A 12,210-nucleotide genomic window follows, 5' to 3' on the forward strand; every position below is an offset into this window, starting at 1 on the left:
GGGGGGGGGGGGGGGGGGGGGGGGGGGGAGAGCATACCGGAATGACAACTCCCGATGAACGTAAATAGCCTAGTCGGCTGGGTTTTCTGGCTCAGGCGGGTTTTCTGGCTCAACTGGATTCTCTGATTCTGCGGAGCTTTCTGGTGCGGGAGGCTCGGGCGCTGAGTCCTGCGCAGCTTCCAGCTCTTCCTCCAGCTCGGCTACCTCATCGGGGCTCAGCTCCTCCACGTTGCCCGCCGCGTGCTCTTCTTCGGGGCGCCCTTCTTCGAGATGCTCAGCCCCGGCGCGGGCACGCACCCTCGCCGGGCCCAGCGCACCCATGGGCCCCGCGACCGGGACGGCGACCGTCACCTCCACCGTTTCGGGGCGATCCGGAAAAGTGCAGGATTCCAGGTGCGCGCCGTGGCGTTCGGCAAGATCCGCCGCGACCGCGCACGGGTCCCCCTCAGTGAGCCCGCGGTAGGCGTCCGCCGCCGCGAGCGCACTCAAATCGGCGGCCGCGGAAGCCCTGCGGTTTGCGGACACCACCCCAATGAGCCCGGCAATCACCACGGTCACCACCAGTAGCGCGGCAATAATGGTGAGGGCAAGGACGGTGCCGCTACCCTCTTCGGGGCGTTGATTCTCGGAGGCTGTTTTCGGGGTGGGACCCATAGCGGCTCTACTCACCTTCATGACCCGCACCGTTTTCAGCATCGTTTTCAGCGCCGGCTTCAACGCGGGCGTGGGCGTCCGCCCGCAGCACCCAGCCGGTTGCCGAACCAATCACACCGGGGGCGGGGCGGCTCACCCGCACGTGCACTTCCCGGGCGCGCCCCGCCTCTGTCACGACTACATCATCAGGAGAAACAGAAATCTGCACGCTCTGCGCCGGGTCGATGCGGCTGACGGCGGAGCGAATCTGCGCCTCGGAATCTCCGCGGGCGGCGGCTCGTGCAGCCGTTCGCGCGGACTCCTCCACCTTCAGCTGCGCAACCCCCGTGGAGGCGGCACCCAGGCAGAGGGCGAGCACCACCGTCACGGCGGGTAGGGCGACCGCAAATTCGGCGGTGATCACACCCTCTTCTGCCGGGCTCTTGTGCGGGGTCGAGAGTGTCGGGTCCACACTGGTTTTCCCTGCGGAGCAAGTGCGCCGCAAAGCACCCAAATTCACATGAGCGTTCATTCTTTATTCCTCCCTTCTGGCTTGATTTTCCAAAGAACCTAGCATCTAGGGACAAAACCCTACGGCGGGTTTTCCAATACCTCTAGACTAAGGCCTCTAGAGCAGTCCCGTATTGCCCGCAATGGACAGGGCGTTACGCACAATATCCAGGAGCATGGAACGCACCTCATCTGACTTGAGAATCAGCACCAGCAGGCCCGCGAAACCGACCGCCGCGAGCATCACGATGCCGTACTCCGCGGTGGAGGCGCCTTCCTCCGGGTCCCCCGCCGGGGCGTACTCTTCGAGTACCTTATCGTCGCTCTCAGCTGGTACATATTCGGTGCAGCCGGGCGCGTGCTCACCCAGGCTGCGGCAGGTGGCGCCGCATTCGTCCAGGGTGCAGCCCTCGGCGAGCGCACGGGCAATGGTCAGCGCCTGCTCGGGGCTCAGGCTGTTCGTGTTCATATCAATCTCCATTTCGTTAGGGTCAATCCTGGGGCCGGTGTGGTTCAGCTCAGCATCACTCAAAAGCTCGGCATCGTTGAAGAGCTCGGGGCATTCTTCGCACAGCTGCTTCATGGTGGTTGCAATGGCAACGGACAGCGGCACGGGGCCCAGAATGGTCTGCGCTTCTGCGCCGGGTGCGGCGGGCTGAATTTCACGCGGAGCACCGGCCGGGGCGTTTACTGGAGCGCCGACGGGGTGCAGGTCGTGGCGGATTGCTTCGCAGAGGGTGTTCGTCATTGGTTTTCCTTTCGTTGTGCCCTAAACATGCGGGGCGGGGTGGGTGCTCATCCGCGTTCGCTGCAGATGGGCGAGGGTCTAAACTTTTCGGCATTTCAGCTGGTCAACAGCGCTTATGCGCATGGTTCTTTAGCCCGTCAGCGTGGGTAGTAGCGAAATGATGATGGGCACAATACCCAAGCAGATAAAGGCGGGCAGCGAGCACAGCCCGAGGGGTACCACGAGCGCTACGGAGAGCTTTCCGGCGGCGCGTTCTGCCGCGCGGCGCTCGCTGAGGCGGTGCGCATCGGCAAGGGAGAGCAGCAGCGCAGTGCTGGGTGCGCCACCCGTGTAGGCGGGAGCGAGCGCATCCCGAAGCTCACCGAAGGTTCCCGCCGCGGAGCCCGACCAGGCGCTCCCCCAGCTACTGCCCATCTGTAGGCGCTGGCAGACCGTATACAGGGGTCGGCTGTTGAGCGCCTCAGCGAGGGTACCCAAGGCGGCGAGCGGTGCAAGCCCGGCTCTCAACTGCGCGGCGAGTAGTTCCAGTACGAGGGCGGTATCAACAGTCGGTGCATTCAAGGCCTGCTCGCCTCCTGTATGCCCAGCTCGTGTGCTCTCCACCTCCGCCCGATGCACGAGCGCGGCGGTCCAGCGGCGCCCGGCGAAGGCGAGCCCCAGCCCGAACAAACCGGTAAGCGCCCCGAGGATGGAGCCGGTCAGCACGCCCACGGGGTCACTTCCCATGAGCACACCCAACCCCAGGCCGAGTAGCGGCAGCCAGGAGAGAATCCTGCCAGTGGCACGCGGCGCGGCAAGGGCGCTCTGCCGCCCCAGGAGCGCGTCGATGCGTTCTTCGGCGTGTTCTGCGGCGCGTTCCAGGCTCGTGGCGAGCGGCGCACCGGCGCTCTCGCTCATACGCAGGCTCAGCTGCAGGTCGTACAGGCGGGCGCGGCTGTGCGGGCGCATCCGGCTGCTGTTTTCGAGTAGCTGGGCGCAGGCGAGGTGTGCGGGTGCGCCCCAGGAGGCAAGTGCGGCAAGCGCCTGCGTGAAACGACGGATATCTTCGGCGCACCGCTTGTGCCCGTAGTCTTCGGAGAGGGGCGAGAAGCCTCGTGCCCGTCGAGCTTGGGCGCTTTTCCCAGCGCTTTTCCGGGCTGTTATTTTCTTCGCGTGCATTTTCCCCGCATCCGGCACCGGTTCGTTTTGCCCGAACTGTGCAAACTGCCCGGTGCCAGGGTCGGCGTGCACCGCCTCCTGCAGGGGAATGCCGGCGCGCAGGTTCAGGGCGAGGGTGCGTAGCATGAGCGGCCACATGCGCATTTCCTCGGCGCTGGCTGCTCCGGCGAGGTGCTCAGCCCAGCGTTCGCGAAGGCTTCCTCGACTCGTTTCTTCCCTTTTCATGGTTCCTCCTTTCACGTTTTCCGTTTCCCCTTTACGGGGGCTAGTACCCAACTTCGGAGCCCACAGAAATACGCCTGACCTGCAGATACTCTTCGCTCCCCTCAACTGCGGGGTGCAGGCTGTAGACGCCCTCGATGCGGCGGCGTCCGTCCCGGTGTTCCAGATGGATAATGCGTTCAAAAGCCGTCGCCGTATGTAGAGCGACCGTTCTACTATCCAGTCCGGCGAGCGCACCCAGGGCGCACAAACGCAGGGGCACCGCCTGCGCACTATTGGCGTGCAGGGTCGTTCCGGCGCCACGGTGACCGGTATTCATGGCGGTCAGCAGGTGCACCACCTCCGCACCGCGACACTCGCCGACCACGAGCCGATCCGGGCCCATACGCAGCGCCTGCACAATCAGCTCACCCAACCCGATTTCACCGGCACCTTCGGAGTTGGCGGCACGGGTTTTGAGGGCAATAACCTGCTCATGCTGCGGCGCAAGTTCCGGGGTGTCTTCGAGCAAAATGAGGCGCTCCTGCGGCGTACACAGCCCCAGCAGTGCGTTGAGCAGGGTGGTTTTGCCGGTGCCGGTGCCCCCGCTAATCAGGAATCCGCGGCGTTCGGCAATCATGCGGCACAGGTAGGCGGCGGTCGCCTCATCACACAGCCCGGCGGCCTGCAGCTGCGCCAGGGTGGGGCGCTCGCGGGCGGGTAGGCGCACGGAGAGCCGGGTACGTTCGCTCAGCGGAGGGATAATCGCGTGGATACGCCGACCCTGCGCGTCGCTAATGTCAGCTGCCGGATGCGCGGCATCCAGCTGTCCGCCGTGCCTGCGGATGAGCCGCTCGGCGAGGTCACGCACGCGCCGCTCATTGCCGAGGCTTAGCGCCACGGGGCGGACGGTTCCGTTGATGCCCACCCAGATATCGCAGGGCGAGTTCACGTAGATATCGGTGATGGTTCCGGCGCGTTGCCCCTCGTCGAGGAGCAGGTCGAGGGCACCGAGGCCGTAGAGTTCCGCGGCGAGGTAGCGCAGCGTGGTCTGCCGGTTGACGGGCACGTATTCCACGCTGGGGTAGCTCCAGGAGGTGGGCGGTGCAGTTTTGACACGGAATTTTCGGGGCTTCGTCACATTAGTTCCGTCTGCGCCCGTTACTTCTGCACTCGTGTTCCCCCAGGCGTTCCCCCGAGCATTCCCCTGGCATCCGCCGTCGATGGCGCAGATTGCCTCGTCCACGGCGTTTTCGAGAATCTCGCGGAGGGGCTGGGATTCTTGGAGTAGCCCACCGCCCGCGGCACTCGCAGCGTTTGCACTGCCCGCGGCAACCACGCCCTCTGCGGGCGGCCGCTCCCCTGCCCGCTCGGCCCCGGCGCTGAATCCGTTACTGGGTCCGCCACAGAACCCGGCACTGAACCCGCCACTAAAACCACCCAGGGCGATAGCGCTCATCTGCGGCGAACGCAGAATCAGCTCGCGGGCGTGCAGGGCGACGGCGCGGGCGCGATAGTCTTCGGGAATGAGCAGGGCGGGTAGCGAGTGCGCGCGGGTGTTCTGGACACCCATATTCTGTGCGCCCGGCTGATTCGCGCCCTGTGCGGCACGCGGCGAGCAACCGTTGGGGTTGCCGGGATTGTTGGCAGGGTGCCCGGCGGGATTGCTGGAGGGATTCATGACGGGGTTCATGGCTCTAGGAGAGCATTGCGCCCGCCCCGAATTTTTATGAGAATGAGCGTTCTGTGGATAACTCCTCGCGCACCCCGAAATATCCACGATGCACGCACCTCAAACGAACAAAACGCACGCATCCGGCGCTTTTATGACAAACCACTCGTACATTCTGGTGATAACCACGCACCACCCGTTCTACCGACACATCCTCGATAATGGAAGAATGTACGTTCTGCTCAGTCCTGCCACCGGCGCGGGTATTACCGCCCAGACCGGCACCCCCGCGCACCCGGTCACGTCGGCTATTGCCGCGGGTGCGTCCCCGCGCGGTGCTCAGCCGGTGACCTCGTGGGGTGCTTTTCATTTTTCGGCGCCGACCGCTGAGCAGTTGCAGGACCCGACCTTTATTCCGCGGATTACGCGGGCGGATCGGGTGAGTGCGGCAAATCTTCCGGCGTATGTGCGAGAGGTAGAGCGGCAAGCGGCAGATTCGGCGCAGGCGCGTTTTCCCCGCTGGATTTGGGCTGATACCCGCCGCGTTGACCCGCTGCTTCTGCGCCGCGGGGTGCGGGTGCATCTGTGCCATGATTTGCGTCTGGTGCAGCGAATTTTGGCGACTGCCGCTACGCATCCGAGCGGTTTTGTGGAGTACAGCCCGGTGCTGGATCTTTCTGATGTCCGTGAGGCGGCTGAGCCTCAAGGGTATCTGCCGGTGGCGCGGCAGATTCAGGGTCAGGAGGAGCTGTTCGGCACTGATTTTTTGAGTGCGCCCGCCACCTCTTCCGCTACACCTGCCGGTTCTCCTGCTGATTCCTCCCCGGATTTCCTGGAGGCGGCGCCTCATGAGCCTTTTGCCCCGCAGTTGGCGGCGGGCCCGGTGACTCTGCTGCCGGAGCATCCGGTGGTGCGTGTGCTGATGCGTGAGTGGCTGGCGCAGGCGCGCGCTATTAGCGAGTCGAGGCACCCGGAGCGGTTGCGTCTTTTGGCGGCGGCGGAGTCTGCCGGTGCGCTGGTGGCGGCTGAGATTGGTTATTACGGCATCCCGTTTAATGTGCAGGCGCATCATGAGCATCTGTGCGAGTTATTGGGTCCGCGTCCGGTGCCTGGGGAGCGTCCGCAGAAGATGCAGGAGTTGGCGGAGCAGATTCAGCGCATGCTGTTTATGCCGTCGTTGAACCCGGATTCGCCGCAGGATCTTTTGCGTGCTTTGCAGTCTGCGGGGGTTTCGGTGAAGTCTACGCGTTCGTGGGAGTTGAAGAGTTGGGCGGAGGCGATTCCGGCTCAGCGGGAAAAGCGTTGGGCGCTGATTGACCCGATTTTGCGCTATAAGAAGCTGTACCGTATTTGGACTGCTAACGGCTGGACGTGGGCTGATACCTGGGTTTCTGAGGGTGCGTTCCGCCCGCATCTTGAGGTGGGCGGCGCCGCGACGGGGCGCTGGGGTGCTTCCGGCGGTGGTGCGTTGCAGCTGCCTGCGGAGATTCGTCAGGCGGTGCAGGCGCCGGAGGGTCAGGTGCTGACGGTGACGGATGGATCGCAGATTGAGCCTCGTATTCTGGCGGCGTTGAGTCGTGATGAGGCGCTCGCTTCGGCGGGTCGTGGCGCTGACCTGTATGCGGGTATTGCCGAGTTGGCGCGCCTGAAGGGTGTGGGTTTGACGGAGCGTTCCCACGCGAAGGTGGGTATGCTGGCGATTATGTATGGCGGTCGCAGCGGTGAGATTGGTGCCCTGTTGCCGCATGTGGCGGCGCTTTTTCCGCAGGCGATGGAGTTTACGGAGCGTGCGGCTCGTATTGGTGAGGCGGGCGGGCAGGTGACGACTTTTTTGGGTCGTACGTCCCCGCCGGTGGATGAGCGTTTCCGTGAGATTGTGGCTGATCGGTCTTCGCCGGCGGCTGAGTCGCGTGCGGTGTCGACTGCACGTGCGCACGGGCGTATGACCCGCAATTTTATTGTGCAGGGTACAGCGGCGGAGTGGGCTCTGTGTTGGATGGGCGCGGTGCGTTCTCGCCTGTTGTCGGAGCGGATTTTTGGTATGCCGATGCGCACCCGCATTGTGTATTTTTTGCACGATGAGCTTCTGCTGTGCGGTCCCGAGCTGGAGGCCGATCGCGTGGAACGTATTGTGCGTGAGGGCGCTGCGGAGGCGGCACGTCTGCTCTTCGGTCGGGTGCCGGTTGATTTTCCGGTGTCGGTGGCGCGGGTGCGCAACTACGCGGACGGCAAATAATCGGCGGTAAATAATCAGCCGCACATAAGCGGCACCGTACAAGGGTGAAAATAGGGGCGGCAGGTAGCTTCATTCAAGCTATCTGCCGCCCCTATTTGCGCACTATTCTGCACCCTGTATCCGCTGGTCAGGTATTTATTCCAGCCGGTTTTACTCCTCGTAGTTACTCCTCGTAGCCGGGTGCCGGGCGCATCTTTTTTGTATCCCAGGGCACGGTCCAGCCGAGCGAGTCGAAGATCCGGTCCAGTAGAATCGCGGTGAATCCCCACACGGTGAATTCTTCGCCGCCGGGCATGCGCACCTCGAAGGCGGGGGTGCGGTGTGAAGTGCGGCCGTGTTTGACGTAGGCGGTGTGCCGGTTGGCAGGGTTGAGCAGGTCACGCACGGGCACGCGGGCGATGAGCGCGGACTCGTTGTGGTCGACGACTTCGACGGGCACGGGGCTGTTCCACCAGGCAAGCACGGGGGTGACCATGAAGTTGCTGATGGGTAGCGGCAGGGTGTGCAGCTGGCCGAGGATCTGCACGCCGGCGGGGTCTAGCCCAGTTTCTTCGACCGCCTCGCGCAGGGCGGCGATGTGGGCGACGGGTTCGCCGGTGGTTTCGGCGTGCGCGTAGTCTTCAGGGTCGATTTTGCCGCCGGGGAAGGCGGGCTGACCGGCGTGTGAGCGCAGGGTTGCGGCACGCACGAGGAGCAGTACATCCAGGTCGGCGCTGACGTTCTCGGGGCAGCCTTCAAATTCGCCGGTGGAGGGCGAGTTGTCGAGCACGCCGAAGAGAATCAGCACGGCGGCTTCTTTGTTCAACGGGCTGGCGGGTGCGCTGCTTAGCAGGGCTTGGACGTCGAATTCCACGCCGCCCTCTGCGAAAGCCGCCAGTGCCTGCTGGGCGGGGTGCTGTGCCTCCTGCCCCGCCTGTTCGGGTTGTACCTCGGGTGCGCTCATCTGTGTACCTCTCTTCTGTGCGGCTGCATTCCGGTTTGGTTCAGTCGCCGTTAGGCGCTGAGCGGGTAGCCTTCTGCCATGAGTTCGCGGCGGGTTGCGCCCTGCAGGAATCGCAGGTGCAGGTCTTCTCGACCGGGTGCCATTTCGTATTTCATGAGTTTACGTGCTGCTTGTTCGTTCGTCTCCCCGGCTCCATAGGACGGGCAGAGGTCGGCAACGGGGCATACACCGCAGGCGGGCTTTTTGGCGTGGCAGATGCGGCGGCCGTGGTAGACCATGCGGTGTGAGAAGAGCGTCCAGTCCTTGCGTTCGATGAGTTCGGCGACGTCTTTTTCGACTGCTTCGGGGGCGTCTGCGGTGGTGAACCCCACGCGGCGGGCGAGGCGGCCGAAGTGGGTGTCTACGGTCAGTCCGGGCACGTCAAAAGCGTTTCCGAGGACTACGTTCGCGGTTTTGCGGCCGACTCCGGCGAGTTCTACGAGCTCTTCGAGGGTTGAGGGAACCTGCCCGTTGTGGCGTTCTACGAGCTGCTGGGAGAGGGTGACGATGGAGCGTGCCTTGGCGCGGTAGAAGCCGAGGGACTGGATGTAGGGTTCGACCTCTTCGGTGCGTGCGGAGGCGAGTGCGGCGGCATCCGGATAGCGTGCGAAGAGCGCACCGGTGACGGAGTTGACGCGCACGTCGGTGGTTTGCGCCGAGAGCACGGTGGCGATGAGCAGCTCGAAGGGGTTGTCGAAGTCGAGTTCTGCGACGGCGTAGGGGTAGGTTTCGCCGAGGATGCGGTTGATTTTGCGGGCGCGGCGCACGGTGGCGAGGTGGCTTTCGGGTGCGCGTGCGTTGAGGCGGCGGGCGGCGGCTGCGGCTTTGAATTCGGGAACGAATCGGATCTGCAGGAGCGATTCGGTGTTCTGTGCCGCAGCGTTGCGTGCTGCAGTGTTCTGTGCGCCCGCTGCGGGCTGGGTGGCGTTCTCGGTCATAGCGCGAGGGTACCGGGCTTAGGTGTGTGGGCGGTAGCGAGGTTCACCGTACTTGGCGCGCGTCGCCCCCCGTATGCGGGGATGCGCATCCGCCACGCGCCTGCGCTCTCCCCTCCTCCGCATCATTTTCTGGGCAGTTCGCGTCGGCTAGCGCTCAGCGGGCGCTCGCTGTGCCACACTGGTTTTATGTCAGATACGATTTTTGTGCTTAATGGACCGAATTTGAACCTGCTTGGGCAGCGCCGCCCCGAGGTGTACGGCTACACCACTCTGCACGATATTGAGCGTATGGTGCGTGAGCGCGCGGCGGATCATGGTTTTGATGTTGAGTTTATGCAGTCGAATCATGAGGGCGCGCTGGTGGATGAGATTCAGCGTGCTCGTACTCGTGGCGCGGCGATTATTATCAACCCGGCGGCGTACACCCACACGTCGGTGGCGCTGCATGATGCACTGGAGGCGGCTGAGCTTCCGGTGGTTGAGGTGCACCTGTCGAATGTGCATCGCCGCGAGGAGTTCCGTCATCATTCGTTTGTGTCGCCGCAGGCTACCGCGGTGATTGCCGGTGCGGGTGCGTACGGCTATGTCATGGCGGTTGATTTCCTAGCGCAGCACCTTGCGGAATAGCAGCGCAGCATTTGGCAGAATAGCCCCGCCTATCCCCCTCGCTCAACAATTCAGCGTTAAATAGTTCAGGCTCCCGTTCCTCGCTAGAGGTTCGGGAGCCTGAATGTTTTTACTCGTTACTTGCGGCAGGTGCCGGTGGAGACTGCGGCGGTGTTGTCGCCGCCTTCTGCCAGTGCCTGCTTGAGGGTGCTTGCGGTGATGGCGTATCCGGCCTGGCCGGTGGTTGCCTTACCGAAGATCACGCCGACCACGTTGCCGTTTTCGTCGAGGACGGGGCCACCGGAGTTGCCGTGCTGCACGTCGGCTGCCAGCTGGTAGACCTGGCGCATGGCGTTGGCGCGGCCGGTGTCGGCATCGATGGTCTGGGTGTTGCCGATGCCCTGCACGGTGGCGGGTAGTGCCTTGAACGGGCCGCCCTTGGGGTAGCCCATGAAGGTTACGAGGCTACCTGCGGTGGCGTTGGAGCCGATGGTCAGCGGTTCGAGCGGCAGCTTGGGGACGCTGATGAAGGCGATGTCCTGTTCGCTGTCCATGTAGACGACGGTGCCGGGCCAGGTGCGGCCGCGGGAGTCCTGTACGACCGGGGAGGTAACGCCGGCGACCACGTGGGCGTTGGTGACGACCAGGCCGTTGTCCGCCACGAAGCCGGAGCCGGTGGAGGTGTAGCCGCACTGCTCTGCGGCGCCCAGAATCTCAACGACGGAGGCTGCCGCCCGGTCCAGTGCCGCAGATTCTACGGTCTCGGTGGGGGCGCTGGTTTCGGGGGCGATGAGCTGGCTGACTTCCGGAATGGTTCCGAAGGCGAGCACGTCATTGCGTACCGTGTTGATGCGGTCCTTGACGACCTCGGGGGTGGAGGCGACCATCCAGGAGAGGGTCTTGGAGTCGCTGAGCGCAGTGTTGAGCTGCGGGATGGGTACGGTGCGCATGGAGATGGTCAGCACGACCATGACCAGGGCGCAGGCGGCGAGGTTCAGCACGCCGCCGAAGAAGCGTTCAATGCCCTTGAGCGGGGTGATATCGGTGACGCGGCGGATGGTGCGTCCGGCAAGGAGGCCGAGCCACTGTCCGATGGTCAGGCAGATGATGAGCACGCCGACGGCGGTAATGAGGCTCCACTGTGATCCCACGGATGCCACGGCGAGAGGCACGAGCCAGGCTGCGGCGCAGACGCCCAGGCCCAGGCCGAGGAAGGTTCCGAGGGTGGTGAAGAATCCGCTGCGGACTCCGGCGAGGAAGTAGAGCAGCAGGATGATGGGGATAGCAATATCAAGCAGGTTGATGCCAGTCGTCACGACTAATTGCCTCCTTGGTGGGTAGAAGTGGTCACGGTGTGCCCATTGTGGTTGGTGCGGGCTGTGCCCGGTGAGTGTGGTGGCGCGTTAACACCCGGTGGTGGGTGCGGCGGGCTTGTGTACCCGGGGGTTGGGGTCGGGTTTCTGTCTCGTCGCATCGTACCGCGTGTGGAGGCGGGAGCCTCCTTGTCATGAGGGTGTCTGCGTGCTTGGTACCGATAAAAGTACACACCTGAATGCCTGATATTAGGTGGTGAACCTGTGGGGAAGCTTTGAATTTACTCGAAAGAAATAACTTTTGTTGTAAAGCTCGCTGTATCGGAATGCATAAAGCGCTTTTTTAGGGTACGCTCATATCAGTTGAATATGTCACACTAGCTTGAGCCTTCTCACATTTCAGATGTTGAGACACATGGCACCGGTTCGGGCTCACTCACTGAACATTTACGAGTTTCGGCTCATCACCTCATATCTAGGAGAACTTTATGGATCTCGAGATCCTCCGTCGTACCCCTCTCTTTGCTAACCTCGACGACGCAGCATTCGCTCTGCTGACCGATGACATTCAGGAGATTGACCTCTCCCGCAACGCTGTCCTCTTCTACGAGGGCGACCAGGACGACCAGCTCTTCGCGGTGCTCTCCGGTAAGGTCAAGCTGGGTCGCACCGCCGCTGACGGCCGCGAGAACATGGTCGCAATCATGGGTCCCGGTGACGTCTTCGGCGAGATGGCTCTCTTCGATCCTTCGCCCCGTTCGACCAACGCTGTGGCTGTCTCTGAGACTCGCCTGGCTGCCATCAAGCACGAGTCCTTCAAGCGTGCACAGCAGCTCGATCCCACTATCTCCGATCAGGTTATTAAGACTCTGGCTCGCCGCCTGCGCCACGCTAACGAGGCACTGGCTGACCTGGTCTTCTCCGACGTTCCCGGCCGCCTCGCTAAGGCACTGCTGGACCTGGCTGACCGCTTCGGCCGCCCCGCGACCGACGGCGTGCTCGTTGCTCACGAACTGACTCAGGAAGAGCTAGCACAGCTGGTTGGCGCATCCCGCGAGACCGTGAACAAGGCTCTTGCCGAGTTCGTTTCCCGCGGCTGGATCCGCCTGGAGGCACGCGCAGTTGTCATTCTGGACCTGCCCCGCCTGCGCCAGCGTTCCCGCTAAAGCCTCTTTGAGTTAGGGTATTCTAGGTCGCCCTCGCTGAAAGACAC

General features: G+C 63.5%; 11 protein-coding genes. 3 read left to right on the forward strand and 8 right to left on the reverse strand.

The window, feature by feature from the left end; all coding sequences use genetic code 11:
• Positions 1-69: 69 nt before the first annotated feature.
• The 5 genes from HMPREF2971_RS02585 to HMPREF2971_RS02605 form a co-directional block, all read right to left on the reverse strand.
• Positions 70-654, reverse strand: coding sequence for an Rv3654c family TadE-like protein (locus HMPREF2971_RS02585; protein WP_246825018.1), 585 nt, complete (start codon positions 652-654; stop codon positions 70-72).
• Positions 655-661: 7 nt separating this feature from the next.
• Positions 662-1,105, reverse strand: coding sequence for a TadE family type IV pilus minor pilin (locus tag HMPREF2971_RS02590; RefSeq protein ID WP_239668334.1), 444 nt, complete (start codon positions 1,103-1,105; stop codon positions 662-664).
• 156 nt (positions 1,106-1,261) lie between these two features.
• Positions 1,262-1,891 (reverse strand): DUF4244 domain-containing protein, encoded by a 630-nt coding sequence (locus HMPREF2971_RS02595; RefSeq protein ID WP_070691101.1) that lies wholly within the window; start codon positions 1,889-1,891, stop codon positions 1,262-1,264.
• Between the two features lie 129 nt (positions 1,892-2,020).
• Complete coding sequence (locus tag HMPREF2971_RS02600; RefSeq protein WP_049360292.1) at positions 2,021-3,274, reverse strand: type II secretion system F family protein; 1,254 nt, start codon at positions 3,272-3,274, stop codon at positions 2,021-2,023.
• A 40-nt stretch (positions 3,275-3,314) separates the two neighbouring features.
• The gene (locus HMPREF2971_RS02605) at positions 3,315-4,931 is read right to left on the reverse strand and encodes a TadA family conjugal transfer-associated ATPase (RefSeq protein ID WP_070691104.1); all 1,617 of its coding nucleotides are present in this window, start codon (positions 4,929-4,931) and stop codon (positions 3,315-3,317) included.
• A gap of 220 nt (positions 4,932-5,151) precedes the next feature.
• On the opposite strand from HMPREF2971_RS02605, the gene HMPREF2971_RS02610 reads away from it, so the two are divergent.
• Complete coding sequence (locus HMPREF2971_RS02610) at positions 5,152-7,158, forward strand: bifunctional 3'-5' exonuclease/DNA polymerase (RefSeq protein ID WP_070691107.1); 2,007 nt, start codon at positions 5,152-5,154, stop codon at positions 7,156-7,158.
• A gap of 163 nt (positions 7,159-7,321) precedes the next feature.
• Here HMPREF2971_RS02610 and HMPREF2971_RS02615 read toward each other — a convergent pair whose 3' ends face one another.
• Together HMPREF2971_RS02615 and nth are read right to left on the reverse strand one after the other, a co-directional pair.
• Complete coding sequence (locus HMPREF2971_RS02615; protein ID WP_070691109.1) at positions 7,322-8,101, reverse strand: NUDIX hydrolase; 780 nt, start codon at positions 8,099-8,101, stop codon at positions 7,322-7,324.
• A 50-nt stretch (positions 8,102-8,151) separates the two neighbouring features.
• On the reverse strand, positions 8,152-9,078 hold the full coding sequence (gene nth / locus HMPREF2971_RS02620; RefSeq protein WP_070691112.1) for an endonuclease III: 927 nt from the start codon (positions 9,076-9,078) through the stop codon (positions 8,152-8,154).
• A gap of 186 nt (positions 9,079-9,264) precedes the next feature.
• Between nth and aroQ the strand changes: the two genes are divergently transcribed.
• Positions 9,265-9,705, forward strand: a complete 441-nt coding sequence (gene aroQ / locus HMPREF2971_RS02625) for a type II 3-dehydroquinate dehydratase (protein ID WP_044150130.1) — start codon at positions 9,265-9,267, stop codon at positions 9,703-9,705.
• A gap of 116 nt (positions 9,706-9,821) precedes the next feature.
• On the opposite strand, the gene HMPREF2971_RS02630 is transcribed toward aroQ, so the two are convergent.
• On the reverse strand, positions 9,822-11,000 hold the full coding sequence (locus HMPREF2971_RS02630) for a MarP family serine protease (RefSeq protein WP_070542871.1): 1,179 nt from the start codon (positions 10,998-11,000) through the stop codon (positions 9,822-9,824).
• A gap of 485 nt (positions 11,001-11,485) precedes the next feature.
• On the opposite strand from HMPREF2971_RS02630, the gene HMPREF2971_RS02635 reads away from it, so the two are divergent.
• Positions 11,486-12,163, forward strand: coding sequence for a Crp/Fnr family transcriptional regulator (locus HMPREF2971_RS02635; RefSeq protein WP_012902921.1), 678 nt, complete (start codon positions 11,486-11,488; stop codon positions 12,161-12,163).
• Positions 12,164-12,210 lie beyond the last annotated feature (47 nt).

The sequence above is a fragment of the Rothia sp. HMSC066G07 genome, from assembly GCF_001814485.1.
Lineage (GTDB): Bacteria > Actinomycetota > Actinomycetes > Actinomycetales > Micrococcaceae > Rothia.